This is a genomic window from Ensifer sp. NPDC090286 (assembly GCF_044769565.1).
Lineage (GTDB): Bacteria > Pseudomonadota > Alphaproteobacteria > Rhizobiales > Rhizobiaceae > Ensifer.
On sequence record NZ_JBIVYF010000003.1, the window covers coordinates 637,524 to 663,692 of the forward strand.

The window sequence follows — 26,169 nt, forward strand, 5'->3', positions numbered from 1 at the left end:
TCGCCCGTCATGGGTGCCGGCAAATCGAATGAAGGCATGCCCCGGCGCGAAGACATCGCGCCGGGGCTTGTCGTTATCAGAGCATGTTGCCGGCAGAGAAAGCCTTGCGGATTTCTTCGCGCTCAGCGTCCGGAGCGGCAACCAGGCCGTATTCGGCGAGCGGGCTTTCCGGGCCGATCATCTGATCGTCGAGGAAGAACTCAACATATTCCTTGAGGCCCGGGATAACGCCGAGATGTGCCTTCTTGACGTAGAAGTACAGCGGGCGGGAAACCGGATACTCGCCGGAAGCGATCGTTTCGGTCGACGGTACGATGCCGTTGACGGTCGCGACCTTCAGCTTGTCGGCGTTGTTTTCGTAGAAGGACAGGCCGAACACGCCGATGCCGTTCTTGTTGGCTGCGATACGGGCGAGCGTTTCGGTGTAGTCGCCGTCGATGTCGACAGCCATGCCGTCCTTGCGGACCGCGACGCACTTGCTGTGCTGCTGCTTTTCATCGGCAACGGCAGCCTTGATCACGTCAACGGCGCCAGCGTCCTTGCAGCCTGCAGCGAGGATCTTCTCTTCGAAGACTTCGCGCGTGCCATGCTTTTCGCCCGGGATGTAAGCGGCGATTTCGACGGCCGGCAGGGCGGCGTTGACTTCGGACCACTTCTTGTAGGGGTTGGCGACGACCTTGCCGTCGACGACGACTTCAGCAGCAAGCGCCTTGTAGAGGTCTTCCGGCTTCAGGGCGAGGTCGGCATTGCCGGCGTCGGTCGCAAAGACGATGCCGTCATAACCGATCTTCACTTCCTGGATTTCGGTGACGCCAGCGGCCTTGCAGGCCTCGACTTCGCTGTCCTTGATCTTGCGCGAGGAGTTGGCGATGTCGATGGTGTCCGGGCCGACGCCCTTGCAGAATTCCTTCAGACCAGCCGAAGAGCCGCCGGATTCGACGACCGGGGTCTTGAAATCAGGGAAGGTCTCGCCGAACGTCTCGGCGACGATCTTGGCGTAGGGAAGAACGGTCGAGGAGCCAGCGACCTGAACCTGGTCGCGAGCGGCGGCGGCGCCAGCAAAAGCGACGGACGCGACGAGCGCCGCGACAGTGAGTTTAAGAGCTTTCATAAAAGTTCTCCCGGAATGGGCTTGTGTTGGTGTGCGCCAAGCGTTGCAGCGCTCTTCGCCGTCTTATCGGCTGCCCCTAACTAGCTGCCGATGGCCACACCTTTTATGTCAGTTTGACGAAACATTTATGACAGCTCATGTCATTGAAAACGCTAATGGAAAATGAACGGCCCCGGGTTTTCCCGCACCAATATGTCAGAAGCGGACCGTAAAGGTCGTGCCTTTGCCGACCTCGGAATGGATGAGGAGGCGGGCGCGGTGGCGCGTAAGAATGTGCTTGGCGATGGCAAGACCAAGGCCAGTGCCCTTCTTCGAGCGGCTGGCTTCGACATTGACCCGGTAAAACCGCTCGGTGATGCGCGGCACATGTTCGGCCGGAATGCCCGGGCCATAGTCCTTGACGACGACCTCGGCCTCGCCGCCCTCGCCGCCGCGCAAGGTAACGTCCACCTTCTTGCCTTCCTGGCCGTACTTGCAGGCATTCTCGATCAGGTTCTCGAAGACCTCGATGAGTTCGTCGCGTTCGCCGCGGACGACCACCGGCTTGTCCGGCACGACGAGCGAGACAGTGACATCCAGATCCTTCGCCAGCGGCAGCAGGCTGTCGCGGACATGCCCGAGCAGTGGCGCCAGATCGACCGGATCATCGGGCGCGATGTGCGAGCGCAGCTCCAGCCGCGACAGCGACAGCAGATCGTCGACGAGCCGGCTCATGCGCGTCGCCTGCTCGTGCATGATGCCGAAGAACTTTTCCTGCGCCTTCAGATCGTTGCGCGCCGGGCCCTGGAGCGTTTCGATGAAGCCGCGCAAGGACGCCAGCGGCGTGCGCAGCTCGTGGCTGGCATTGGCGACGAAGTCCGAGCGCATGCGGTCGATGCGGCGCGCCTGGGAGATGTCGCGATAGGTCAGCAGGAAGATCCGCTTGACCGGCCCGTCGCCCGGAATCTCAGCCGGTGCGACGCGCACCACATAGACGGCGTCGGACGGCAACTGCTCGTTATGCTCGATCTGGTTCGCCTTGCCGGTCGCCATCGTCTCGCGGACCATGTCGAGGATGCCGGGCGAGCGCACCCGAGCGGCGAGATAGGTGTTTGGCGGGATGGTCCCGAAGGCCTTCTCGGCGGCGATGTTCTGGAAAACCACCGTCTCGTCGGCGGCGATCACCAGAACCGGCATGTCGAGTGCGTTCAATGCCGGCACGAGCGGATCGCTCGCCGGGCCGGCAGCAACCACCGCCTTGGCCGGGCTCAGGATCACCGAGGCCGGCGCGCTACGGTTGAGCAAGGCGGCGACGAGAACGATCCAGAAGGGCAGGACAATGAGGAAATGAATGCCCGCGATGGTCGCAAGGATCGCCAGCAGCACGGTTAGTCCCAGCAGCCAGCGCTCTGCTTTCAATCGCGGAACCAGGTTCCGCCAGAACGCTTTCGAACCGCCCACCTCGACATCCTCGTGAATCACTTTCTTTTCCTCCCGGACCAAAATGGTCGAGGAATAGCGATCCTTCATGACATGATTTTCACGACCGGCTTGAATCCGCAACGCAATTATGGCCTCCTCCAACGAAATCGGGTCGCGAGCGCCTTCTTCATCAGACGGCTGGCGCGGGCCCGAAAGTTTGAAAACGCGCATGATCCTTCCGATGATCGAGGCCGGTTTTCGGGCCCGTGCGCCAAGCCGAAAGGGCGAACCGATGGCGTCGACGGAAACGACGGACAAGGCCGAGAACCGCGCAGTGGAACTCGAAATCGACGGCAAGAGCCGCGTTTTCGACATCGACAATCCCGAGTTGCCGAAATGGATCGACGACGCGTCCTTTTCCTCCGACGACTATCCCTACAAGAAGAAGCTCGACGAGGACGAGTACACCGAGACGCTGGAAGCGCTTCAGGTCGAGCTGGTCAAGGTCCAGCTCTGGCAGCAGAAGACCGGCAAGCGCATGATGGCGCTGTTCGAGGGCCGGGACGCTGCCGGCAAGGGCGGTGCGATCCATGCGACGATGGACAACCTCAACCCCCGCTGGGCGCGCGTCGTCGCGCTGACCAAGCCGACCGAAACCGAGCACGGCCAATGGTATTTCCAGCGCTATGTCGCGACCATGCCGACGGCTGGCGAATTCGTGCTGTTCGACCGCTCCTGGTACAACCGCGCCGGCGTCGAGCCGGTCATGGGCTTCTGCACGCCCGAAGAGCACAAACAGTTCCTGAAGCAAGTTCCCCGCTTCGAGAAGATGATCGTGCATGAAGGCATCCAGTTCTTCAAATTCTGGATCAATATCGGCCGCGAGATGCAGCTCAAGCGCTTCCACGATCGCCGCCACGACCCGCTGAAGATCTGGAAGCTGTCGCCGATGGACATCGCGGCGCTCAACAAATGGGACGATTACACCGCCAAGCGCGACGAGATGCTGAAGGCGACCCACACGGATCATGCACCCTGGACGGTGGTGCGCGGCAACGACAAGCGGCGGGCCCGGCTCAACCTGATCCGCCACATCCTGCATTCGCTCGATTACGACGGCAAGGACAAGGGTGCGATCGGCGAGATCGACGACAAGATCGTCGGATCCGGCCACGGCTTCCTGAAATAGACGCCGGCCCCGTCAGAGCCGGCAAAGCTGAGCGGCCGGCAGGTTTTCCTGCCGCCCTTTCTCGAAAAGCCTTGGCGACCGGTCTTATTGCCCCGGCAGGACGCGGATGGCGTAGAGGTTGAGGCTGTTGCCCTCGCCGGTGATATCGCTGTTGATCACGATCTGGCCGGGCGAACTCGGCGCCAGACTGCGGTCGAAGGTGACCTTGAACAACATGTCGATCCGCTCGTCATGCACGGTGAAGCGGTAACGGCCGCATTCGCCGAGCGAGGAGAAATTGCACTCGACGGCAAACTCCGTGGTCTTGCCGGGCTCGGCCTGCACGGTCAGCGCCAGGGTCGACGTCTTGCCGGAGAGTTCAGCCAGAACGACGGCCGGGATCTCGATGGTGATGTCCCCAGCCGCGTCGGCGACTTGCGAGGTCAACAAGACACGCCGCCCGCCTTCGTCGTCCACAGGCTCGACCTTGGCCTGCGCGCCGGGCGCGATCGCGCCGGTTTCCGTCGGCTTGAAGACCTCCACCCAGTCACCGGTGAATCCCTGCTGGGCACCCAGCGTCTGCAATCCGGCGGCGCCATCGAAGCTTTCGGAGGCAACCGATGCCGGAGGATTGGCGACATTGGTGTCGCGCTCGGCGGCGGACTTCAGGAGATCGTTGGTCTGCACCCACCAGACCGCGGCCCCGACAGCGGCTGCAAGCGTGAGAACCACCATGGTGAAAGACAAAAAGCGGCTGCGCTTGCGCCGGCGCTTGCGCGTATCTCCGCGGACCGTCGGCGCAAGGCCCGCCGCTTCGCCAGCATCCGCCGTGCTCTCGGCCGCTGCGCGCGTCGACACCACCGGACCGTCACGATCGGCGCGCAGACCGCCGAGACCACCGAGACCACCGTCGCTCGCCGCCTGACGCGGCGCGTCAGCGGCAAAGCCGGGTTCCCGACGCCCCGTCGCCGGGGCCTGTGGCTGGCTCTGGGGCGGCGTCTGGGTCTGGGGTTGAGGTTGGGCCTGCGTCTGCGGCTGCGACCGGACCTGCGGCTCGACCCGCGGCTGTGCGGCCCCGCGCGCCCGCGCGGCATCGTCGAGGCTGACCACCGGCGGCGCCGGCTGTCGCGTCCTCAGCGCCGCCCTCTCCTCCGTTTCGATCGCATGGATGACGGCTTCGAGCCGATGGCGCTGCTGGGCGATGACGTTGCCGTCCTCGATACCCTGCTTCTGCAGTCCGGTTTCCAGCGCCTGGCGGGCAGATTGATAGATGCGCGCCCGCGTTTCCGCATTGGTGCGATCGGAACGCTCAAGGGCATTTCTGATTGCAGTCTCAAGTCCGCTCACATCAAGTCCTTCTGTGTAGGCAGGGCTTTGGACCTGCCGGCGCGCCGCGGTTGACCACCGCTCTCGATCCAACCGCAAGGCATAAGGGTTAAATCTGGAGGCACGCCGTTGGTTTTGTTAACAATTGCGTAACCGCTGCTGCCAAAATCCGCAAGTCCGGCGACGGGCGCTGCCGGCCAAGGCGGGGGAAAACGCTTTGCTTGGCCGCGCCTGCGCGAAAAAGAGGCGGCGACATCGCGGTCAAGCCGCCCTTTGCAAGCGGCCAACTTGCTGCTATCTATTTTGACGTTTACGCAAACGTCAAAAATTTGGTGCGCCTTACCGAGGGATGGAGAAACCGATGCCGCTTCCGCCAATTCTTTCCGGAACGACGAGACTGCCGGTTGTCGGCGCCCCCCTGTTCATCATTTCCAACCCACAGCTGACGATTGCGCAATGCAAGGCCGGCGTGATCGGCGCCTTCCCGGCGTTGAACGCCCGCCCGCAATCGCAACTCGACGAATGGCTGGCGGAGATCACCGAGACGCTCGCCGATCATGATGCCAAGAATCCGGGCCGGCGCGCCGCGCCCTTTGCCGTCAACCAGATCGTGCACAAGTCCAATGCGCGGCTCGAGCAGGACTTGATGCTCTGCATCAAGTACAAGGTGCCGGTCGTCATTTCCTCGCTCGGCGCCGTGCCGGAGGTCAATGCCGCCATCCATTCCTATGGCGGTATCGTGCTTCACGACGTCATCAACAATCGCCATGCCAATTCGGCGATCCGCAAGGGCGCCGACGGCCTGATTGCGGTTGCTGCCGGCGCCGGCGGCCATGCGGGCACACTGTCCCCCTTCGCTCTGGTCCAGGAAGTCCGCTCCTGGTTCGACGGGCCGCTGCTTCTGTCCGGTGCGATCGCGACCGGCGGCGCGATCCTCGCGGCCCAGGCGATGGGCGCCGACATGGCCTATATCGGCTCGCCCTTCATCGCGACGGAAGAGGCGCGCGCCAGCGACGCCTACAAGCAGATGATCGTCGACAGCAATGCGGCCGACATCGTCTACTCCAATTACTTCACCGGTATCCACGGCAACTACCTCAAGCCCTCGATCTCGGCCGCCGGCATGGATCCGGAAAACCTGCCCGAGGCCGACCCGTCGAAAATGGATTTCGGCGCAGCGACTGACGGCGCCAAGGCCTGGAAGGACATCTGGGGCTGCGGCCAGGGCATCGGGGCAGTCAAGGAAGTGACATCCGTCGCCCGCATGGTCGACCGGCTCGAGCGCGAATACGACGCGGCCCGCACCCGCCTCGGCCTGCATTCCGCACCCGCAGCGACAGCCAACAAGGAATTTTCAAGTTCTCGCAACTGATGGCTTGAAATCTCGGCGCTTTGCGTTTATCAGCGCCTCACATTCGTTCCGCGGACGTCCGCGGAACTGCCTCCGGGCCGCTTTAGCTCAGTCGGTAGAGCACATCATTCGTAATGATGGGGTCACGTGTTCGAGTCACGTAAGCGGCACCATTCTTCTCCGGAAACCAACGAACGACCGCCGAACGCGCGCTATCTCGTGCGGACTTTCCAGCCGTGGCGGACATCAGACATGGTTCCAGGCGACCTCACGCCGCTCACCCAGATCTCCAGACCGTAAGCGCCTGGCAGCTTGCTCTTTTCCGGAAACCAGGGCCGGTTCGGCTCGACGGCGATCAATAGCCCTTCGTCATCGCCAATGGCAGCAAAGCTGGCAGAGGCGGATCCGACGGTTCCGACACCGAACGTCCAGGCTGCCTCGGCCGCGGTTCCCTCAACGTCGTCGACGGGAATGCCGACCTCGCTCAGGCAGTGTAAGTCAGCCCCGGAAAATGGACGATCTCCCGCAGGATGGACAAGCCTGCGGCGACCGATCAACTCAAGCACGGCATTGTCGGGGCCATCGAAATAGACGGATCTCGACTGCCAATCTGCCTCAAGCGCAAAGCGCTCGTTGCCGTCCGGCTCGCTCTGCAGCGACGTCCGTTCCTTCAACCATGCGGCGGCCGCATCAAAGCGCGCATAGGGCACGTTGAAGGCCAGGTGCACGCCGTGCGGCGTTTCCCCCACGGCAGGGATCAGCTGGATTTCACTCCACCCTATCCGGATGACGCCTCCGGCTGTCGGCAGGTCGAGGATGTCGCGGAAAAAGCCTGCACTTTTGGAGACATTCGAAGCAGGCAGTATCAGTCTGGAAATGCGCATGAAGTCCGATCCCGTCGCGTGACAATTGGCGTTACCAGGATCGGTGGTACGACCTCAACTCAAGTTGAGGTCAAGATGCTTCCCGATCCTGACCAACTGACAGCCGGATTTTCCGTTCTGAAAGCCACCGAGCGCAATCCGGTATCGGATCCCGACAAAACGTCGGCGTGCGCCCACCTTCACAACAACAGCAGCTTCTTCAAGACCGAAAACACTTCCTTGTAGGGCAGCCTTGTCGCGCCGGCGACGGCGAAGGGGATGAGGGCGGCGGCGGCGACCGGGATGACGGCGTCGCGGCTGATAAGCATGGTCGAGAGTTTCTTGCTGGCGTCGAACAGTTTGCCCGGGTCGGCGATCTCCTCGTCCGGCTCTGGGCCGGGGTCGGCGGCCACGTTGCGGCCGAGCACCTTGCGTTCGGCCGCACGCTGGAAGCGCGTTGCCTGGACGCCGAACATCAGGAGCCCGGTTTCCTTCAGCCGCGCCAGCGGCTTGGAGAACGCCGACAGCGGATAGGCGAAGAAGGCGATGACGATCGCAAGCCAGCCGCTCATGATCATGCTGAAGGTCGTCATCGACAGCGTTTCCTGCAGCAGGTGCTTCATGATTGCCGCGGCAATCGCTGCACTCATGCCGAAGACGAAGAACATGTAGGCGTTCGGGTATTGCGACAGGAAGCCGAGCCCGCCCTTGCCATCCGGATGGGCGGCGACAAGGCGCAATTCCAGCTGTGCGATTTTGCGCAGCAGCTGCGCCCAGACGAGATGCCGCCAGACGCCGCGCAGGAACAGGAACACGAAGAACGGCAGGCTGACGCAGATCGACCACCAGCCGGCCGCGGTTATCCTGTTGCCTTCTGCCGTGTGTTCAACGGCCCAGAACGAAGCGTCGGTCGTATGGAAATTGAGGAAGGAAAGAAGCGCCGCAAACGCCGCGATAGCCAGGCAGATCAATTCCGCAAGTCGCGAGTCGCGCTGCTTCAGCGCCACGGAAATCGCCGTTGCGGCTGAAGGCAGCGAAGTTGGGGCGATGAGGGGCGCGCGGGCGAATTGCCCGAGCTTGATGCGCAGGCCGCGCTCGACCTGCTGATCCGCGAGCACGAAGGCGGCTATGGCGATGAAGAACTTCGCCCATGCACCGGGATCGGTCAGGTAGGCGCCCTGGCTGTGATCGAGCGACAGGCTCTCCGGCAAGCCGAGAAGAAAGGGAACGCCCCAGGCGAGGGCAACGAAAATCAGCGCCCTCTTACCCGATTGCAGGGCGTTCGTGCGCAACAGTTTCAGCCGTGCCTGGAGCTCAAAGAACGGCCCGCCATGGGACGCGAGATATTCCGCGATCTTTCCCTGCCGGGCCGCCGGAGCGGCATCCGCAGCGTCGCTGCCGACTGCCTTGCCGCCGGGATCGTCCGCTGCGCTCATCGGCGTCAGTCCTCCACGACCTGCCAGTTGTCGTTCGGGTTGAACTGCCGGATCCCTTCAGCCACGCTCTCGGTCTTGTCGCCGAGATCGGCCTGGTAGACGGTTCCGTTGCGGTTGACGACGAAGGTGTGAACGCCCGTCACGCCATATTTCACCGGCCAGGCGACGAGCGCGAAGCCGGCGATCATGTTGCCGTTGATGATGTAGTCGAACTTGCCGCCGGCGATGTTGTCGCCCTGGCTCATCAGCACGCGGTAGCGATAGCCGAAATAGCCCTTGCCGGCCTGCGCCTTGGCAAGCACTGCACCGTCGGCGAGCGCTTCGCCGGCCGGGCTTTGCGGCTCGCCTTCGCCGGCGGGCCAGTAGAGCCCGTCGGTCTTGCCCTCGCTGCTGATCAGCTTCTGCGCGTATTCGAGAACGCCGTCGCCATCGTGATCCTCAAGCGCATATTCCTCCTGCGCTTCGACATAGGCGCGGACCGTGGCGATCGTGTCGAGCTCGTTGCGGCCGACGAGGCGATTGGCGATTTCCTCAAGGCCGACATAGGTGTCGAAAGCCCACTTGCCGTCGTCGCCCTTGGAGATCGGGAACGGGAAGGGCCAGAGCACCTCACCGATCTCCAGAACCTTGCGGTTCTCGACATCCTGCATCGCCACCTTCTTCTTCACCCCTGCCTGAATATCGGCATAGGCATCCATGACGCCGTCGCTCGTCTTGGCCTTGGCGGCATCAAGGCCGACGAGGTTTGCGAGCTTGTCGAAATCGCCGGAAGCGACGGCCGACTTGAAGGCGTCGACCGCCTGTTCCGGCGTGTCGAAGGCCGGCGGATCGCTTGCTGCCGCGTATTCGGAAATCGGGGTGCGCGCCTCTTGCGCCTGTGCGGCGAACGCGCCTCCGGCCAGAGCGGCAGCGGCGACCGAGGACAGGAACAGATTGCGGATGATCTTGGCCATGTTCGTTCTCCTCCTTCGCGTTACCGATGCCGTCCGCCGCCACCACCACGTCTAACCTCGCGGTGTGGCTGGCCGCCGCCGCGATGGCCGCCACCCATTGCCTGCCGCCCGCGGTCGGACTGCATCTTGGTCACCCGTCCACCCTGAACCTGACCAAGGGCCGACGGTCTCCCGTCACCGCCGCGATCGATCTTGCCACCCGCCTTCGGCTTGGCGATCGGGCGATCGATCTTGCCGGAGGCCCTGGCGTTACCAATCTTGTCGCCGCCTGCGGGGCGCGACTTGATCTGGTTGCCCGGCTTGCGATCACCAAGACCGCCGTCGGGCCGAGCGATGTTCTCCCGCTGGCGCGCGTCGACCTTGCTCTTGCGCACGTCGTCGACCGAGATCCGGCTTCCGGCCCTGTTTGCCGCCGCGCCGACCTGGTCGGTGCGGGCCACCTTCGCCCGGTTGGCGATGTTGTTGCCTTTCGCCGACTTGAAATCCCGCTCCATCGAGGTGCGATCGATCTTGGCGAACTGGTTCTTGTCGAAGCTGATCTTGCTGCGATCGACATTCTTCCAGTCGACGTCGTTGAACTTCACCTTGCCGTTGATGTTGTTGAAGCAATTGTTGCAATCGATATCGACGTCGCCGCCGTTCCAGCGTCCACCCCACACGCCCCAGTCGTCCCAGTCGACGACGGCGGCAAAGGCGGCACCGGTGATGGCGCCCGCAAAGAAGGTCGCCGTCGGATAGTAGTAGTTCGGGTAGGGCTCGGGATAATAGGCGATCGGGGCCGGCTGATAGCCCGGATCATAGAGCATCTGCGGCTCGTATTGCGGGACGTAGATTTTTTCCGGATCGGCGGCCTGGATCACGACGTTGTTGTTTTCCTGCTTCACCACCACCTTGTCGTCCGACTTGATGACGCCGTCGGCGACCGCCTTGTCGCGCAATTGCTGGATGGCGACGAGCACATCCTGCTGCTGGTAGGCGAGCGCGTCGCTGAGCGACTGGGTCCAGTCGAGGTCGTCGCTCATCATCTTGACGATCTGAGGATAGTTCAGCAGCGAGACGATGCTGCCGTCCCAGCTGTCCTTTGGCTTCATATCCTTCTTGGTCTTGGAAACCTCCAGGAAGCGCTCCGCCTCGACGATCTGCAGCGGATAGAGCGAAGCGGAAGTCACGAGCGCGACGAGTTCGTCGGGATAGAGCGCGATACGCGCGACGAGGACCTCGAGTTCGTCTTCGCTGAGCGGCTGCGGCGCCTCGTCGGTCGCCGCCTGGGTGGCGGCCTGCTCCTGCGCCAGCGCAGTGCCCACCGCACACGAACCCGTCAGCATGGCAAGCAATGCCACCGTCGGCGCACGCAAAGAACGAGGTCGGTCGAACATGGTCTCTCCTATCCAGGCACAACGATCAACAAACGAGCCCGGGAGATCCCCCGGCTTGGACGTCAAGGCGCCGGCCATGCGGCCGGCGGAGCAATCGCGAGAACTCCCATTTGCTGTCGTCGACGCCCCCTTGCGCAAGACGGATGCTTGCATTGGGAACCAAGTCACTTGTCAGAAAGCCGAATGGGACAATCAGGAAGAGCGGCATGAGCACCGGCAGCCAGGTGACCAGCTGCCGGTGAATTTTAGCTAAGAGAAACAGAACGCCCGGCAAATGCAACCGGAAAATGAGGCCATATCAGCGTGCACGCCTCCTTTCTTGCGCGATGGCCGTCGCCCGGAGCCTGTGCCGGCAGCCGGGACGGCCGAACTTCATGGCGGCCGGCACCGGCACCGTGCGTCATTTCAGGGCGCCGTCACCACTTCGGTCGGCGGTCTTGAAGTCCGCCATGACCCGATCCAGAAACTCGTTCCGGCTGATCTTGCCGTCACCGTTGGTATCGGTGGCGGCAAACTGCTGAGCGTTCAGCGCCTGCTTCGTTTCCTCGGAGGTCAGACTCCCGTCCTTGTTCTTGTCGAGACTGGCGAAGGCGTTCGACATGAAGGCCTCATACTCGGACCGCTCGATCGCGCCGTCCTTGTTGCTGTCGAGCGCGCTCATCTGTCCCTGATTCATCGTCGCAGCCTGCTGCTGCGCGATCGCCGGTGTGATCTGGCCGAGCGCAAGCACGCCCATAAGAACGATTTTCTTCATCCTGCTTTGTTCCTTGATCAATAATAGCGGCATGCCAGCGCGTTGCCGGCAGCAGCGCCAAGCGTCGCTCCGCCACCAACCGCCCAAAGCTGACCGGTACCTGAACCGATCGTCGAGCCGATCAGGCCGCCGACGATGGCCCCGCCAACGGTTCCGGCAATGCAGCCGAATTCGTTGCCGGTCGGACCGCTCTTGGACACATAGGCTGATTGGCACCCCGATAAGGCTAGGGCGCCGGCAAGAATGAGAGTTATGGTCTGCTTGCTCATTTTATCCTCCAATATGGCCGTCTGATTGCAATAGAGATCGGCGGAGGCGCCATTGATTGGCGTCGGATGTAAATAAGCTTCCGAGTATGCTCCCGGAATCGGGGAGACTCTTCTGTTCGATCAGAAGCAGCTCGTGGATTAAACATGCAGCCTGGCAACAACGGGGCCTTAAACTGCCGGCGAATACTACGCCCGAGCGCCTGCAATGACAACGGACCACGCAATTTTATGGAATGCACGGCGCCAACGCCCCTCGCCGCCGCCTTCGCCCCCTGAAAATCAGGCTCCCCCGGCGCGACATCTCGCCTTAGATTTTCTAGGGTCTCCCTCGAAATATCGTCATTTGTGCTGTCGGGCCGGGCGGTCTAGCTCTTGGCCGTCCTGTTGGGCTCCCCTTGCAGGTCTCCATGACCTGACGGGAAAAAGGGGTTGGTAAAGCGCCGGCTCGATCCGACACCCATCTCCGACCGTGGCCGCACGCCCCCCAATGCCCGCGCCACCGACAAAACACCTATCGAGAGAGAACACATCGAATGGACAGATTGGCGACAATTAAATTAGGCCTTGCTACTGCAATCCTTGCAACCCTCGCGTCGAACGCGCTCGCCGAAGGCGGCGATCGGGCCCAGATTGCCGCTGCCGTGGACAAGGCAATCCGCCCTGTCATGCACGAACACAAGGTGCCGGGCATCGCCGTCGCGGTGACCGTTGACGGCCAGCGCTACTTCATGAATTACGGCGTCGCTTCCAAGGAAACGAAGGCTCCAGTCACCGAAGATACGCTGTTCGAACTCGGCTCGATCAGCAAGACCTTCGCCTCGACACTGGCGTCCTATGCGCAGGTGACCGGCAAGCTCTCGTTCGACGACCATCCCGGCAAATTCATGCCGGCCCTTGCGGGCACGGCGATCGACAAGGCGACCCTCCTCCATCTCGCCACCTATACCGCCGGCGGGCTGCCGCTGCAGTTCCCCGATGCGGTCAAGAGCGACGCCGACATGGTCGACTATTTCAGCACGTGGAAGCCGGAAGCCAAACCCGGCAAGAAGCGTCGCTATTCCAACCCGAGCATCGGCCTCTTCGGCCACACCGCGGCATTGGCGATGGGCGGCGACTTCAGCGCGGTCCTCGAAAGCGAGATCTTTCCCAAGCTCGGGCTGAAGCACAGCTATGTCCGCGTTCCCGACAGCCAGATGGGCAGCTACGCCTGGGGCTACGGCAAGGCCGACAAGCCCATTCGCGTCACTGCCGGAACCTTCGACGCGGAGGCCTATGGGGTGAAGTCGTCGACGGCAGACATGATCCGCTTCGTCGAGGCCAACATCCGGCCTGAACAGTTGGACGGGCCTATCCGCAAGGCGATCGAAGCCACTCACGTGGGGTATTTCGACAGCGGCAAGATGGTGCAGGGGCTCGGCTGGGAGCAGTACCCCTACCCTGTCTCGCTGGAGCGGCTGCTCGACGGCAATTCGCGCGACATGGCCCTGAAGAGCAACCCGGTCAAGGCATTGAGCCCGCCAAGGCAACCCGACGGTTCGACGCTCTACAACAAGACCGGCTCCACCAACGGCTTCGGTGGATATGTCGCCTTCGTGCCGGAAAAGAAGATCGGCATCGTGCTGCTTGCCAACCGCAACGTTCCGATCCCCGAGAGGATCAAGGCGGCCCACGCGATCCTGACGGCGCTCGAAGCGAGAGCGAAGTAACGGCATTCCGCGGGAAATTCCCGTGTCGTGGCGAGCCCGCGGCGCGGGAAACGACGTCCACCAACAACTCTGTAGCGAATCTTCAATCAGGGCCTGCTTGCATATTAACGCCGAGTATTGTCATCTGCGTTTCGCGAAAGCGCTATCAGATGCAGTCGAGTTCAGGCGTATGTGGGGATGCCGATGTTCGAGTGGTTGGGAGTTCAGAGTTCGTTACATCGGCAACGTGCAGGCAGGGGGCGGACGATCTTCGTGCTTGCAGCCTTGTCGCTGCTTGCCGGCTGCGGCGGCCATGCCAAGGGCGTGATGGCGCCTGTCGCGCTGACCGCGCCGGTTCCAGGCGCCTCCACCGTCGACATGCTTGTGGCGACCACGCGCGAACCCTCGGGCGATCCGGCAACCCTCTTTTCCGGCGAGCGCGACGCCAACACCTTCCTCACCGATGTCGCGGTTTCGATCCCGCCGGAAACGGCACGCAAGTCGGGCACGGTACAATGGCCGCGCAAGCTGCCGCCGAATCCGGCCAAGGAATTCGCCGTCACGCGGGTCAATGAGCTCAGGTCGCTCGACGAGGCCAAGTCCTGGTTCCTGCAGCACGATGTCGGCGGCAACGCCTTCGTCTTCGTGCACGGCTTCAACAACCGCTACGAGGATTCGGTCTACCGGCTGGCGCAGATCGTCCACGATTCGGACGTGAAGGCGACGCCCGTTCTCTTCACCTGGCCCTCGCGCGCCAACGTGTTCGACTACAATTACGACAAGGAAAGCACGAACTATTCGCGCACGGCCCTTGAAGACATTCTGAAGAAGCTTTCCGACGCGCCGAAGGTCAAGAGCATCACCATCCTCGCCCACTCCATGGGCACCTGGCTGACGATGGAATCGCTGCGCCAGATGGGTATCCGCGACGGCAACGTGCCGTCGAAGATCGAGAACGTCATTCTCGCTTCGCCGGATATCGACCTCGATGTCTTTGCCAAGCAGTTTGTCGAGATGGGCCACAAGCGGCCGAAATTCACGATCTTCGTTTCGCAGGACGACCGGGCGCTGGCGCTTTCCAGCTTCATTTCCGGCGACGTCTCTCGCCTAGGCGCAATCGACCCGTCGGCAGAGCCCTACCGGACCCAGCTGGAACGCGCCGGCATCACCGCCATCGATCTGACGAAGGTTAAGTCTGAGGACGGCCTGCACCACGGAAAGTTCGCCGAAAGCCCTGAAATCGTCCAGTTGATCGGCACGCGGCTCGCCACCGGACAGACGCTGACCGACTCCGACATCTCTGTCGGTACCGGCATTGCGGCAGTCGTCGCCGGCACGGCGAGAAACGTCGGCAACGTCGCGGCCGTGACGGTCTCGGCGCCTGTGTCGATCCTCGAAAACCCGCAACCGGCAAAGAAGAAGAAGGTGGTCGTCGGAGATACGCTCGCGACCGACATGCCGACGCCGGTGAAGATCAAGTAAGGGTCTCAGCGGCCGTTGGCGGCAACCACCGTCAACCGTCGTCGCCGACGAAGCGGTAGCCGACGCCAGGCTCGGTACGGATGATCTTCGGGTCCGCCGGATCGCGCTCGATCTTGCCGCGCAGTTGCCCGATGAAGACGCGCAGATAGTGCAGATCTTCGCCATGGGCCACGCCCCAGACCGAGGTGAGCAGCGTCTTGTGGGTGACGACGCGGCCGGCGTGGTGGGCCAACATCACCAGGAGATCGTATTCCTTCGGCGTCAGCCGGACGGGCTCGCCGTCCTTCGTCACCACCCGCTTGATCGTGTCGATCGAAACGCCATCGGCGGACAGCTGCGTCTGGCCGCCTTCCATCTGCACCCGGTGGCGAAGGGCCGCGCGGATGCGGGCGGTCAGTTCGCCGATGCCGAAAGGTTTTTCGATGTAATCGTCGGCGCCGAGATCGAGTGCTGCGATCTTTTCGCTTTCCCTGTCGCGGGCCGACAGGATGATGATCGGCACCTGCGACCAGCCGCGCAAGTTGGCGATGACCTCCTTGCCGTCCATGTCCGGCAGGCCGAGATCGAGGATGACGACATCCGGTGCCATCGTCGCGGCTGCCTTCAGCGCCTCGGCACCGGTCATCGCCTCGCGAACGTCATAGCCGGCGGCACTCAGCGCGGGTTTCAGGAAACGCTGGATCTGGGGTTCGTCGTCGACGACGAGGATACGCTCCACGCTCATGCACGGTCCTTTTCGGAAATTTCGGGCTTGGCGGCGGGAAAGCGCATGGAAATGCGCGTGCCGCGGCGGCGAAGCGCCGGGCTTTCCGCCTTGATCTGTCCGCCCATCGCCTCGACGAAGCCCCTGGCGATCGACAGTCCCAGTCCCGTTCCCGGCGTGCGGCCGTCGGCCTTGCCGCGGCGGAAGAATTTCTCGAAGACCTGCTCGAGATCCCGCGGCGGAATGCCCTTGCCGAGATCGGTTACCGACAGCACAATCTCGCTGCCTTCGGTACGGGCATAGATGCTGATCGGCTCGTCGCCGCCATACTTGTTGGCATTGTCGAGCAGGTTGAACAGTACCTGGCCGAGCAGCACGCTGTCGCCGCGCATCAAGGGCAGGTCGGCTGCAATGCTGGTTTCGACCTCGCGGTCCGGGAAATACTTGCGGGCGCGATCGACGGCGGCCCGCACGACGTCGGCGACATCGACCCAATCGCGCTTGGCGTTGACGGTGCCTGCCTCGATGCGGGTCATGTCGAGCAGGTTGGCGACGAAGCGCGTCAGCCGGCCGCCCTCCTCCTCGATCGACTGCAACAGGTCGTCGCGGCTTTCCGGCGGCATACGGTCGCCGAGCTGGCGCAGGCTAGTGACGGCACCGGTGATCGTCGCAAGCGGGGTTCTCAGGTCATGCGAGATGGATGAGAGAAGAGCGGCGCGGAACCGTTCACCTTCGAGCTTGGCCGCCTGGTCGAGGCTTTCGCGCGACAGGCGCGCCCGGTCGACCGCGATCGCCGTCTGGTCCAGGATCGCCGCCAGTGCCCGCTCCTCGTTGATCTCCAGCGGCTTGTCCGCCTGGACGAAGCCACAGACGCCGACGACGCCATGCGGGCTGGTCAGCGGACGGAAGTGGAAGGGGCTGTTCGGCAACGTGCCGGTGCCATTGCCGGCCGGCTCGCGTTTATCCATGGCCCAGCGCGCCGCCATGATGTCGGTGACGTCAAGTTCGGTGTCCGGCGGCCAGGCCGCCTTCAGCTGCAGGTCACCTTCCTCGGGCAACAAGAGGGCGGCGCTGCGTTTCAGCGTCGACTGCATCTGCGTGACCGCCGCCCAAAGCACGTCATCCGGCTTGGCCGTGCCGGAAAGCTTGCGGGAAAAATCATAAAGCGCCTGGGTCGCGGCGGCACGCTGCCGCGCTGCCTTCGCCTGTTCGCGCACGCGGGAGGCGAGGCTGCCCGCGAGTGCCGCAGCAACCAGGAAGACAACGAGCGCGAAAACCTCGTGCGGCTCGGCGATGGTGAAAGTGCCGGTCGGTTTGATGAAAAAGAAATTGTAGGCGAGCACCGAAAACAGCGCTGCGGCGATCGCCGCGATATGGCCGGCATAGGTCGCGGACGCCAGCACCGCGAGCAGATAAAGCAGCGAGATGTTGGGCAGGACGACGAAACGGCCGAGCAGCAGGCCGACACCGGTCGAGATGGCGACCGATCCGGCAGCGATGCCGATCGCCCGCCCGGTTCCCGGCGGCAACGTCCTCTTCCTCTTCGATCGCCGCTTGACGGGCGTCGTCTCGCGGTCGGTAACGAGGTAGATGCCTATGCCGGACACGCGCTCGGCCAGGGCATCGGGAAGCGACTGCCGGAAGAACCGCATCGGGAAGGATTGGCGGCGCGCGCCGATGACGATCTGCGTCGCATGCTCGCGGCGCGCGAGCTTCAGGATTTCCTCGACAAAATCATTGCCGACGATGCGACGGGTTTCGGCGCCGAGCTGTTCGGCAAGACGGAAGGTTTCGTCGAGCCGGCGCACGTCCTCCCCGTCGCCGCTTTCGCGGTCGGCGCGCTCGATGAAGACGACGATCCAGGGTGCGTTCAAACCCTCGGCAAGCCGGCTTGCGGTACGCACGACCTTTTCCGACAGCGGATCGGGGCCGATGCAGACGAGCAGGCGCTCTCCGCTCGCCCAGATGCCTTCGATCGCGTTCTGCTTGAGGTAGTCGACCATCTGGTCATCGACCCGGTCGGCCGTGCGCCGGAGCGCGAGTTCGCGCAGCGCCGTCAGGTTGCCGAGGCGGAAGAAGCGGTCGACGGCGCGCTTGGCGCTATCGGGCAGATAGACCTTGCCGTCCTTCAGGCGCTCTATCAGCTCGGCCGGCGGCAGATCGACAAGCAGCACCTCGTCGGCCCGCTTCAGCACGGTATCCGGCACCCGCTCGCGCACGGGAACACCGGTAATCTGGGCGACGATGTCCGAGAGGCTTTCGAGATGCTGGATGTTGAGCGCTGTCCAGACATCGATGCCGGCGGCGATCAGTTCCTCGATGTCCTGATAGCGTTTGGGGTGCCGGCTTTCGGCCGGGTTGCTATGGGCCAGTTCGTCGACGACGATGATCCTCGGACGCCGGAGAAGGGCGGCGTCCAGGTCGAACTCCGACAGCACGCGGCCGCGATGGTTCACATCGCGGCGCGGCAGTATTTCCAATCCATCGATGAGCGCTGCGGTCTCGCTGCGCCCATGTGTCTCCACCAGCCCGACGACGATATCGATGCCGTCGTCCTTCAGTCGGCGGGCCCGCGACAACATCGCATAGGTCTTGCCGACGCCGGGAGCGGCACCGAGGAATACGGTCAGCTTTCCCCGGCGGTCCTGCGCGGCAAGCGCCAGCAATGCGTCTGGATCCGGGCGACTTTTGGCGTCGCGTTCACTGTCGGGCATTCATGATCTCAGGCGTGAGGAATCAGGTTCGGGGCGCATCAAGGGCCAGGTTGAGTTCTAGCACATTGACGCGCGGCTCGCCTACGACCCCGAACAGCCGTTCCTCCGTCGCCCTGGAAACCAGGCCGGCGACGTCCGCTTCGCTCAGGCCCCGCGCCTTGGCGACGCGGGCAACCTGGGCTTCGGCAAAGGCCGGCGTAATGTGCGGGTCGAGACCGGAGCCTGACGTGGTCGCCGCATCCGCCGGAATTTCACCGTTGACGCCGACTGCCTTCAGCCGCTCGACATCGGCTGCAACGCGATCCTTCAGCTTGACCGAGGTGGTGCCGAGGTTGGAGCCGCTCGACGCCCCGGCATTGTAGGCTTCCGGACCGGTCGCGGAGGGCCGCGGCCAGAAATACTTGTCGGAGGTGAAATTCTGGCCGATGAGGGCGGAGCCGATGACGGCGCCGTCCTTTTCGATGAGGCTGCCATTTGCCTGGGCGGGCATCAACACCTGGGAGGCGCCGGTGATGGCGAAGGGATAGGCAAGGCCGGTGATCGCGGTCAAAAGCACGATCATCACGATGGCGGGGCGAAGTTGATTCAGCATGATTACACCAGATTGAGTGCGTTGACGGCAAGGTCGACGAGCTTGATGCCGGCGAAGGGCAGGACAATGCCGCCGAGGCCGTAGACGAGCAGGTTGCGGCGCAGAAGGGCTGCCGCACCGACCGGCCGGTATTTGACGCCCTTCAGCGCCAGCGGGATCAGCGCGACGATGATGAGCGCGTTGAAGATCACCGCCGACAGGATCGCCGACTGCGGCGAGGCTAGGCCCATGACGTTGAGCGCGGCCAGGGCCGGATAGGTGGTGATGAACAGCGCCGGGATGATGGCGAAGTACTTCGCCACGTCGTTGGCGATCGAAAAGGTCGTCAACGAACCGCGGGTCATCAGCAGCTGCTTGCCGATCTCGACGATCTCGATGAGTTTCGTCGGACTGGAATCGAGGTCCACCATGTTGGCGGCCTCGCGGGCGGCCTGCGTCCCGGTCTGCATGGCGACGCCGACATCGGCCTGGGCGAGCGCCGGCGCGTCGTTGGTGCCGTCGCCGCACATGGCGATGAGACGACCGCCCTGCTGTTCCTTGCGGATGTAGCCAAGCTTGTCCTCGGGGGTGGCTTCGGCGAGGAAGTCGTCGACGCCGGCTTCGGACGCGATGGCTGCCGCAGTCACCGGGTTGTCGCCGGTGACCATGACCGTGCGGATGCCCATGGCGCGAAGGGCGGCGAAGCGTTCCTTGATGCCGGGCTTGACCACATCCTTCAGGTGGATGACGCCGAGCAGGCGCGGACCGTCGGCGACGGCAAGCGGGGTGCCGCCGGTGCGGGCCACCTGGTCGACGGCGCGGCGAAACTCGTTCGGCACGTTCTCGTCGCGGATGCCGGTGAACTTCAGGATCGAGTCGACGGCACCCTTGCGCAGCCGGCGCCCGCCGAAGTCTACGCCCGAAAGCCTCGTTTCCGCAGCGAAGGGAATGACCGCGTCGATCCGGGTCGCACCGGCCCGGCTTGCGCCGCCGCCGACGGCGAGCGCCAGGACCTCGCCCTTGTCGGACGCGGGCAGCGACACATCTGGCGCCTGGCGGCCGAATTCGCCGGTGGCAAGGGCTGCGATCGAGCGGCCCTCGGGCGTCTCGTCGGCAAGGCTTGCAAGCAGTGCGGCATCGGCAAGCTCGGCCTCGGTAACGCCCGGCACCGGCATGAAGTCGGCGGCCATGCGGTTGCCGAAGGTGATGGTGCCGGTCTTGTCGAGCAGCAGCGTATCGACGTCGCCGGCAGCCTCGACAGCGCGGCCAGAGGTGGCGATGACGTTGAAACGGACCAGACGGTCCATGCCGGCGATGCCGATCGCCGAAAGCAGGCCACCGATGGTGGTCGGGATCAGCGTTACGAGCAGGGCGGCCAGCACGGTGACCGAGAGAACGGTACCGGAATAACCGGCAAGGCCCCAGAGCGTGACGACGGCGACGAGGAAGATCAGCGTCAGGCCAGAAAGCAGGATCGAAAGGGCGATCTCGTTCGGGGTCTTCTGGCGCTGGGCACCCTCGATCAGAGCGATCATGCGGTCGACGAAGGTGTCGCCGGGGGCGACGCCAATGCGGACCTTGATCCAGTCGGACAGCACCTGCGTGCCGCCGGTTACGGCCGAGCGGTCGCCACCGGATTCGCGGATGACGGGCGCGGATTCACCGGTGATGGCGCTCTCGTTGACGGAAGCGACGCCTTCGACGACTTCACCGTCGCCGGGGATCAGTTCGCCGGCCTCGACAAGCACGAGGTCGCCGACCTTGAGCGATGTCGCCGGGATCGTCTGGGTCTCACGGCCTTCGTCGGCGACGAGCTTGCGCGCCGTCAGCTCGGACTTGGTACGGCGCAGGCTGTCGGCCTGGGCCTTGCCGCGGCCTTCGGCGACGGCCTCGGCAAAGGTGGCGAAGAGCACGGTGAACCAGAGCCAGGCAGCGATCTGACCAGAAAAGAGCGCGCTTCCGCCGCCGGTTACGAGATCGCGGACGAAGAGGCCGGTGACAACGGCGGCGACCACTTCGGTGACGAAGATCACCGGATTGCGCACGAGCTGGCGCGGGTCGAGCTTGACGAAGGCCGCCTTGATTGCCGGCAGAAGAATGGCCGGGTCCAGAAGACTGGGAGCAACTGGTTTGGAAGACATGTGCGAATTCCTTTAGAAGGTCTGACCGGCAAGCATCGAGAGATGCTCGACGATGGGACCGAGAGCGAGCGCCGGGAAGAACTGCAGCCCGCCGAGAATGAGGATGATGCCGACGAGCAGGCCGACGAAGAGCGGCGTGTCGGTCGGGAAGGTCCCCTTGGAGGCCGGTACGCGGGTCTTGACCGCGATCGAGCCGGCGATCGCCATCACCGGAACGGCATAGGCGAAGCGGCCGAGCAACATCGCGAACCCAAGGGTGGTGTTGTACCAGGGCGTGTTGCCGGTGAGCCCGCCGAAAGCCGAGCCGTTGTTGCCGGCCGCCGACGTGAAGGCATAGAGGATTTCCGACAGGCCATGCGGACCCGCCGTGCCGATGCTGGCGACGGCAAAGGGCAGCATCGCGGAGACGGCGGCAAAGCCGAGGATCGTTGCCGGCAGGATGAGGACGGCGAACATCGCGTATTTCATCTCGCGGCTTTCGATCTTCTTGCCGAGCAGTTCCGGCGTGCGGCCGACCATCAGGCCGGCAACGAAGACGGCAAGGATCGCAAAGACGACCATGCCGTAGAGACCGGAACCGACGCCACCCGGCAGGACTTCGCCAAGCTGCATCAGGAACATCGGCACGAGACCGCCGAGGCCCGTCAGCGAGCCGTGCATGCCGTTGACGCCGCCATCCGACAGGCCCGTCGTGACAGCCGCATAGAGCGCGGTCATCGCCTGGCCGAAGCGAACTTCCTTGCCCTCCATGTTGCCCTGGGCGGCATCGAGGCCAAGGGCGGTCAGGATCGGGTTGCCCTGGGCTTCAGCCCAGTAAACGATCGCGACGCCTGAGATCAAAAGGATGCCGGTGACGGCGATGAAGGCCCAGCCCTGGCGGCGGTTGCCGACCATCTGGCCGAAGGTGTAGACGAGCGCCGCCGAGATCGACAGCATCGAGAAGATGTTGAGATAATTGGAAAAGGCCGTCGGGTTTTCGAACGGATGGGCAGCGTTGACGTTGAAGAAGCCGCCGCCATTGGTGCCGAGTTGTTTGATCGCTTCCTGGCTTGCGACCGGGCCGACTGAGATCGTCTGCTTGGCGCCTTCGAGCGTGGTAGCGGTGAGATCGGCGTGGAAGGTCTGCGGCAGGCCGCTCCAGACCATGGCAAGCGCCATGACGACGGCAATCGGCAGGAGCACGTAAAGCGTCGAGCGGGTGAGATCGACCCAGAAATTGCCGACGGTCGAAGCGTTCGAGCGGGCGAAGGCGCGGGTGACGGCGAGCGCCATGGCGATGCCGGTCGCAGCCGAGACGAAGTTATGCACCGTGAGCCCGGCCATCTGGCTGAAATGGCTGAGCGTGGTTTCGCCGCCGTAGTTCTGCCAGTTGGTGTTGGTGACGAAGCTGACCGCCGTGTTGAAGGCGAGGTCGGACGGCATGCCCGAGAAGCCTTGCGGGTTCATCGGCAGATAGGCTTGCAGCCGGAGGATCGCGTAGAGCGAGACGAAGCCCGCGAGGCTGAAGGCAAGCATCGACATCGTATAGGCGAGCCAGCCCTGCTCCTTCTTCGGATCGACGCCGGCGGCAAGATAAAGGCCGCGTTCGACGGGGCCGAGGACGGGCGAAAAGACGTTGCGTTCACCGGAGAAGACCCGCGCCATGTAAAGCCCCAACGGCTTGATGACGATCAGGACGGCGATGAAGAGGAGGCTGATCTGCAGCCACCCGATGATAGACATGAGATTACTCCGCTAAGGGCGGCCGGACGGCGCGACGGCGCCCGGCTGATGCGAACGGCCAACGGGTCCGATCCCGTCGACCGGGTCAGAACCGTTCCGGGCGAACGAGGGTGACGACGAGGTAGGCCGCAAGCGCGACAGCGACGGCAAGACCGAGCAGGGCTTCAATCATGACGCCCTCCCTAAAGCCGGCTCAGCGCGCGCGCATAAAGCGCGAACACGACAAAGCCGCCGATGCCGGCGGCAAGAAAAAGAACATCGGACATGCAAATTCTCCGGACTGTTGAGGTCCGGAGTGTGCATCCGCAACGGGTCAATTATCGATTGCGATGGTCGGAAGGCGGCATAAGGAAAAGATAAAGACGCCCGCCAGGGTCCGCTACCGAAGGCGGAATGCGATCTTCATAAGCGCGGGATCCGGTCGTTATCGGCCTATCAGCGAGATGCCGGACAGATCCAGGGCGACCGCACGTCCGCGACCGCCGGCTTGGCGTGACGCCTAGCCCTTGATGATGTGGTTCACGCTCGTTTCGGTGGGCGCGGTGACTTCGCGCATCCATTCGCGCCAGATGGCAACGAGCAGCGCCATCAGCACCGGGCCGACGAAGAGGCCGAGGAAGCCCATGGTCTTCACGCCGCCGACGAGGCCGAAGAAGGTCGGCAGGAAGGGAAGCTTGATCGGGCCGCCGACGAGGCGCGGGCGCAGCGTCTTGTCGACGATGAAGAGTTCGGTCGTGCCCCAGGTGAACAGCGCCAGGCCGTGAACGGGCGAACCGCTGGCAACAAGATAGACCGAGACCAGCGTGAAGCAGAGCGGCGCGCCGCCCGGGATCAGCGCCATCAGGCCGGTGATGATGCCGAGGGTGACCGGCGACGGCACGCCGGCAAGCCAGTAGGCGACGCCGAGCACGATGCCCTCGCCGATGGCGATGATGCCCATGCCGGTGACCGTGGAGCTGATCGTCAGCGGCACGACCCGCGACAGCCGCTCCCAGCGCATCGGGAAGATGCGCTCGCCGAGCTTGTCGAGCTGGCCGGAGAAGGACTGGCCGTCGCGATAGACGAAGAACAGCGTGATCATCATGAACAGCAGCGTCAGGAAGGCATGGAACGTCGATGCACCCACGACCAGCACGCCACGATAGATATTGCCGATGTTGGAGCCGCTGACGAGCTGGACGAGTTCGCCGAGCGCACCCGGATGGCCGATATGCTTGACCCATTGTTCGCCGAGCCAGGCGCCGGCAACCGGGATACCGGACAGCCAGGCGGGCACCACGGCACCATTGGCATTGGTCTCGACCGCCCAGACGACCCAGTCGCGCACCTCGTCGACTGCATAAACGGCAGCGATCGAGATCGGCACGACGATGAAGGAAATGACGCAGACGATCGCGATGGTGGCGGCCAGCGTCCGGTTGCCGTTCACACCGGCGAGCAGCCGGCGATAGATCGGCCAGCTGGCAAAACCGATGACGACGGCGGCCAGAACCGGAACGACGAAACCATGGAAGAAGTAGACGCCGGCAAGCAGAACGAAGACCAGCATCCAGCGGGCAGCGGTCATAGGGCCGACAAGGGCATGGCGCGAAATAGCGGTTTGCCCAAGGAGCCGCGGCTCCACGGCAAAATTCTCTCGTTCGCGATTGCCCAATTGCACCAATGATCCTCCGTCTTTCGACGACTTTACAACAAACCCGAGGCCTTGCCAGCCTGTCTGGCGCCGCGCGCCGCCCCTTTGCCCCTGCTTTACGGTAGTTTCAGGGCCGTGGTCGACGCTAGCGGCGGGACATGACAGAAAAATTTAGGAGGGTTCAAGAGCCCCTGGCTTTCTTTCGATAAAGCCGGTCATTCCGCCGCAGGTTTTGCAGCCATACGCGCAGGCTGTGCGCGATCGACGAAGACTGAAGCGAGAAAGATGCCGAAGCCGGCGACGCCGAGAACGGCACCGACGAGACCGGTGGAGGTCCAGCCGTAACCGGCGGCAATCGAAACACCACCGAGCCAGGCGCCAAGCGCATTGGCGAGATTGAAGGCGGAGTGGCTAAGGGCGGCAGCCAGCGTCTGGGCCTCGCCGGCGACATCCATCAGCCGCGTCTGTACGCCCGGGACGACGGCAAAGCCGCCGCCGATGAAGAGTACGTTGACGATGGCGATCCACGGATTGCCCATGGTGAAATAGAAAAGCACATAGGCGAAGATGTTGAAGGCGATGGCGATGCCGATCGCCGGCATCAGCGCCCAGTCGGCAAGCCGTGCCCCGACGATGTTGCCGAGGATCATGCCGGCACCGAACACCGAAAGCATGATCGGCACATTGCCAAGCGAAACACCCGCGACTTCGGTCAGCGCCGGCGTGATGTAGCTGAAGACGGCGAACATGCCGCCGCAGCCGATGGCGCAGATGCCGAGCATCAGCCAGACCTGCAGCTTGCCGAGCGCCCCCAGTTCGCGAAGCGGCGTCGCCTTCGGGTTGCCCTTGTCCCGCGGCACGTGGGCGAAGGTGAGCGCCATGGTCAGGAGGCTGATGGCACCGACAATGGCAAAGGCGGAGCGCCAGCCGAGCGCCTGGCCGAACCAGGCGACGAGCGGCGTGCCGAAGAGCGTGGCGATGGTCAGCCCCATCATCACGCGCCCGACGGCGCGGGCCCGCTGGTTCGGCGCGGCAAGGCCCGCCGCCACCAGGGCAGCGACGCCGAAATAGGCGCCGTGCGGCAGGCCGGCGAAGAAGCGCGCGGCAATCAGCGTGTAGAAATCCGGAGCGATGGCGCTCGCGAAGTTGCCGACGGCAAAAACCAGCATCAGGACCAGAAGCACCCGGAAGCGCGAGAAGCGAGCGGCAAGCACCGCGATCAGCGGCGCACCGACGACGACGCCGAGTGCATAGGCGCTGATGACAGCGCCGGCCTGGGGTACCGAGACCGATACGTCTTCGGCGACCTGCGGCAGCAGACCCATGATGGCGAACTCGCCGGTACCGATGCCGAAGCCGCCGACGGCGAGCGCCACTTCGGCGGCGGACACGCGGGCCCGGCGCGGATCGACGGCAGAGGTGAAGGCTTCGTCACACATGGGATCACTCATGGGCAAGGGCCAGTGTCGCCGTGCCTTGCGGCCGGAGAAAAATCTGGGGGATATGTCGA

21 protein-coding genes and 1 tRNA gene are annotated in these 26,169 nt (G+C 63.7%); 5 read left to right on the forward strand and 17 right to left on the reverse strand.

Annotated elements, in window-relative coordinates; translation table 11 throughout:
* Positions 1-76: 76 nt before the first annotated feature.
* Positions 77-1,111 carry a substrate-binding domain-containing protein gene (locus ACIQUG_RS18275; RefSeq protein WP_402323416.1) on the reverse strand — a complete coding sequence of 345 codons (1,035 nt, stop codon included), beginning with the start codon at positions 1,109-1,111 and terminating at the stop codon, positions 77-79.
* Between the two features lie 195 nt (positions 1,112-1,306).
* Positions 1,307-2,572: a phosphate regulon sensor histidine kinase PhoR gene (gene phoR, locus ACIQUG_RS18280; protein WP_402323417.1), complete on the reverse strand. Its 1,266-nt coding sequence runs from the start codon at positions 2,570-2,572 to the stop codon at positions 1,307-1,309.
* Between the two features lie 232 nt (positions 2,573-2,804).
* On the opposite strand from phoR, the gene ppk2 reads away from it, so the two are divergent.
* On the forward strand, positions 2,805-3,701 hold the full coding sequence (ppk2, locus tag ACIQUG_RS18285) for a polyphosphate kinase 2 (RefSeq protein ID WP_043622436.1): 897 nt from the start codon (positions 2,805-2,807) through the stop codon (positions 3,699-3,701).
* A gap of 84 nt (positions 3,702-3,785) precedes the next feature.
* Here ppk2 and ACIQUG_RS18290 read toward each other — a convergent pair whose 3' ends face one another.
* Complete coding sequence (locus ACIQUG_RS18290; RefSeq protein ID WP_402323418.1) at positions 3,786-5,027, reverse strand: biotin transporter BioY; 1,242 nt, start codon at positions 5,025-5,027, stop codon at positions 3,786-3,788.
* 340 nt (positions 5,028-5,367) lie between these two features.
* Here ACIQUG_RS18290 and ACIQUG_RS18295 point away from each other — a divergent pair, with 340 nt between their 5' ends.
* Together ACIQUG_RS18295 and ACIQUG_RS18300 are read left to right on the forward strand one after the other, a co-directional pair.
* Positions 5,368-6,378, forward strand: a complete 1,011-nt coding sequence (locus tag ACIQUG_RS18295; protein ID WP_402323419.1) for an NAD(P)H-dependent flavin oxidoreductase — start codon at positions 5,368-5,370, stop codon at positions 6,376-6,378.
* A 76-nt stretch (positions 6,379-6,454) separates the two neighbouring features.
* Positions 6,455-6,530 (forward strand) — tRNA-Thr (locus ACIQUG_RS18300).
* Positions 6,531-6,569: 39 nt separating this feature from the next.
* Here the strand turns inward: ACIQUG_RS18300 and ACIQUG_RS18305 are convergent.
* The 6 genes from ACIQUG_RS18305 to ACIQUG_RS18330 all read right to left on the reverse strand — a co-directional run bounded on the left by ACIQUG_RS18305 (position 6,570) and on the right by ACIQUG_RS18330 (position 12,008).
* A complete protein-coding gene (locus ACIQUG_RS18305; protein ID WP_402323420.1) occupies positions 6,570-7,241 on the reverse strand; it encodes a VOC family protein in 672 nt (223 codons plus the stop codon).
* Between the two features lie 179 nt (positions 7,242-7,420).
* Positions 7,421-8,656 (reverse strand): hypothetical protein, encoded by a 1,236-nt coding sequence (locus tag ACIQUG_RS18310; protein ID WP_402323421.1) that lies wholly within the window; start codon positions 8,654-8,656, stop codon positions 7,421-7,423.
* 5 nt (positions 8,657-8,661) lie between these two features.
* Positions 8,662-9,609 carry a DUF2950 domain-containing protein gene (locus ACIQUG_RS18315; RefSeq protein WP_402323422.1) on the reverse strand — a complete coding sequence of 316 codons (948 nt, stop codon included), beginning with the start codon at positions 9,607-9,609 and terminating at the stop codon, positions 8,662-8,664.
* A gap of 20 nt (positions 9,610-9,629) precedes the next feature.
* Positions 9,630-10,934, reverse strand: a complete 1,305-nt coding sequence (locus tag ACIQUG_RS18320; RefSeq protein ID WP_402323743.1) for a DUF3300 domain-containing protein — start codon at positions 10,932-10,934, stop codon at positions 9,630-9,632.
* Positions 10,935-11,385: 451 nt separating this feature from the next.
* Positions 11,386-11,739: an EF-hand domain-containing protein gene (locus tag ACIQUG_RS18325; RefSeq protein ID WP_402323423.1), complete on the reverse strand. Its 354-nt coding sequence runs from the start codon at positions 11,737-11,739 to the stop codon at positions 11,386-11,388.
* Between the two features lie 17 nt (positions 11,740-11,756).
* The gene (locus ACIQUG_RS18330; protein ID WP_192447951.1) at positions 11,757-12,008 is read right to left on the reverse strand and encodes a glycine zipper 2TM domain-containing protein; all 252 of its coding nucleotides are present in this window, start codon (positions 12,006-12,008) and stop codon (positions 11,757-11,759) included.
* A gap of 533 nt (positions 12,009-12,541) precedes the next feature.
* On the opposite strand from ACIQUG_RS18330, the gene ampC reads away from it, so the two are divergent.
* Positions 12,542-13,714, forward strand: a complete 1,173-nt coding sequence (gene ampC / locus ACIQUG_RS18335) for a class C beta-lactamase (protein ID WP_402323424.1) — start codon at positions 12,542-12,544, stop codon at positions 13,712-13,714.
* A 306-nt stretch (positions 13,715-14,020) separates the two neighbouring features.
* Positions 14,021-15,175 carry an alpha/beta hydrolase gene (locus ACIQUG_RS18340; RefSeq protein WP_402323744.1) on the forward strand — a complete coding sequence of 385 codons (1,155 nt, stop codon included), beginning with the start codon at positions 14,021-14,023 and terminating at the stop codon, positions 15,173-15,175.
* Between the two features lie 31 nt (positions 15,176-15,206).
* On the opposite strand, the gene ACIQUG_RS18345 is transcribed toward ACIQUG_RS18340, so the two are convergent.
* The 8 genes from ACIQUG_RS18345 to ACIQUG_RS18380 all read right to left on the reverse strand — a co-directional run bounded on the left by ACIQUG_RS18345 (position 15,207) and on the right by ACIQUG_RS18380 (position 26,098).
* On the reverse strand, positions 15,207-15,899 hold the full coding sequence (locus ACIQUG_RS18345; protein ID WP_402323425.1) for a response regulator: 693 nt from the start codon (positions 15,897-15,899) through the stop codon (positions 15,207-15,209).
* A complete protein-coding gene (locus ACIQUG_RS18350) occupies positions 15,896-18,592 on the reverse strand; it encodes a DUF4118 domain-containing protein (protein WP_402323426.1) in 2,697 nt (898 codons plus the stop codon). Before ACIQUG_RS18350 ends, ACIQUG_RS18345 begins: the two co-directional genes overlap by 4 nt.
* A gap of 22 nt (positions 18,593-18,614) precedes the next feature.
* Positions 18,615-19,184 carry a potassium-transporting ATPase subunit KdpC gene (kdpC, locus tag ACIQUG_RS18355; protein WP_402323427.1) on the reverse strand — a complete coding sequence of 190 codons (570 nt, stop codon included), beginning with the start codon at positions 19,182-19,184 and terminating at the stop codon, positions 18,615-18,617.
* 2 nt (positions 19,185-19,186) lie between these two features.
* Complete coding sequence (gene kdpB, locus ACIQUG_RS18360) at positions 19,187-21,304, reverse strand: potassium-transporting ATPase subunit KdpB (protein ID WP_402323428.1); 2,118 nt, start codon at positions 21,302-21,304, stop codon at positions 19,187-19,189.
* A 12-nt stretch (positions 21,305-21,316) separates the two neighbouring features.
* Positions 21,317-23,026, reverse strand: coding sequence for a potassium-transporting ATPase subunit KdpA (kdpA, locus tag ACIQUG_RS18365; RefSeq protein ID WP_402323429.1), 1,710 nt, complete (start codon positions 23,024-23,026; stop codon positions 21,317-21,319).
* Positions 23,027-23,111: 85 nt separating this feature from the next.
* Positions 23,112-23,198, reverse strand: a complete 87-nt coding sequence (gene kdpF, locus ACIQUG_RS18370; RefSeq protein ID WP_402323745.1) for a K(+)-transporting ATPase subunit F — start codon at positions 23,196-23,198, stop codon at positions 23,112-23,114.
* 327 nt (positions 23,199-23,525) lie between these two features.
* Positions 23,526-24,686, reverse strand: a complete 1,161-nt coding sequence (locus ACIQUG_RS18375; protein ID WP_043618916.1) for an AI-2E family transporter — start codon at positions 24,684-24,686, stop codon at positions 23,526-23,528.
* Between the two features lie 188 nt (positions 24,687-24,874).
* Positions 24,875-26,098: an MFS transporter gene (locus tag ACIQUG_RS18380; RefSeq protein ID WP_246810618.1), complete on the reverse strand. Its 1,224-nt coding sequence runs from the start codon at positions 26,096-26,098 to the stop codon at positions 24,875-24,877.
* Between the last annotated feature and the right edge of the window lie 71 nt (positions 26,099-26,169).

Excerpts from the sequence above, each read along its gene's own strand:
- ACIQUG_RS18345 (WP_402323425.1), bottom strand. The coding sequence starts at position 15,899 with ATGAGCGTGGAGCGTATCCTCGTCGTCGACGACGAACCCCAGATCCAG.
- ACIQUG_RS18340 (WP_402323744.1), top strand. The coding sequence starts at position 14,021 with ATGGCGCCTGTCGCGCTGACCGCGCCGGTTCCAGGCGCCTCCACCGTC.
- ACIQUG_RS18275 (WP_402323416.1), bottom strand. The coding sequence starts at position 1,111 with ATGAAAGCTCTTAAACTCACTGTCGCGGCGCTCGTCGCGTCCGTCGCT.
- ppk2 (WP_043622436.1), top strand. The coding sequence starts at position 2,805 with ATGGCGTCGACGGAAACGACGGACAAGGCCGAGAACCGCGCAGTGGAA.
- kdpC (WP_402323427.1), bottom strand. The coding sequence starts at position 19,184 with ATGCTGAATCAACTTCGCCCCGCCATCGTGATGATCGTGCTTTTGACC.
- ACIQUG_RS18295 (WP_402323419.1), top strand. The coding sequence starts at position 5,368 with ATGCCGCTTCCGCCAATTCTTTCCGGAACGACGAGACTGCCGGTTGTC.
- kdpA (WP_402323429.1), bottom strand. The coding sequence starts at position 23,026 with ATGTCTATCATCGGGTGGCTGCAGATCAGCCTCCTCTTCATCGCCGTC.
- ampC (WP_402323424.1), top strand. The coding sequence starts at position 12,542 with ATGGACAGATTGGCGACAATTAAATTAGGCCTTGCTACTGCAATCCTT.
- kdpB (WP_402323428.1), bottom strand. The coding sequence starts at position 21,304 with ATGTCTTCCAAACCAGTTGCTCCCAGTCTTCTGGACCCGGCCATTCTT.
- ACIQUG_RS18380 (WP_246810618.1), bottom strand. The coding sequence starts at position 26,098 with ATGTGTGACGAAGCCTTCACCTCTGCCGTCGATCCGCGCCGGGCCCGC.
- ACIQUG_RS18305 (WP_402323420.1), bottom strand. The coding sequence starts at position 7,241 with ATGCGCATTTCCAGACTGATACTGCCTGCTTCGAATGTCTCCAAAAGT.
- ACIQUG_RS18350 (WP_402323426.1), bottom strand. The coding sequence starts at position 18,592 with ATGCCCGACAGTGAACGCGACGCCAAAAGTCGCCCGGATCCAGACGCA.
- ACIQUG_RS18310 (WP_402323421.1), bottom strand. The coding sequence starts at position 8,656 with ATGAGCGCAGCGGACGATCCCGGCGGCAAGGCAGTCGGCAGCGACGCT.
- ACIQUG_RS18320 (WP_402323743.1), bottom strand. The coding sequence starts at position 10,934 with ATGCTGACGGGTTCGTGTGCGGTGGGCACTGCGCTGGCGCAGGAGCAG.
- ACIQUG_RS18325 (WP_402323423.1), bottom strand. The coding sequence starts at position 11,739 with ATGAAGAAAATCGTTCTTATGGGCGTGCTTGCGCTCGGCCAGATCACA.
- ACIQUG_RS18315 (WP_402323422.1), bottom strand. The coding sequence starts at position 9,609 with ATGGCCAAGATCATCCGCAATCTGTTCCTGTCCTCGGTCGCCGCTGCC.
- kdpF (WP_402323745.1), bottom strand. The coding sequence starts at position 23,198 with ATGATTGAAGCCCTGCTCGGTCTTGCCGTCGCTGTCGCGCTTGCGGCC.
- ACIQUG_RS18330 (WP_192447951.1), bottom strand. The coding sequence starts at position 12,008 with ATGAGCAAGCAGACCATAACTCTCATTCTTGCCGGCGCCCTAGCCTTA.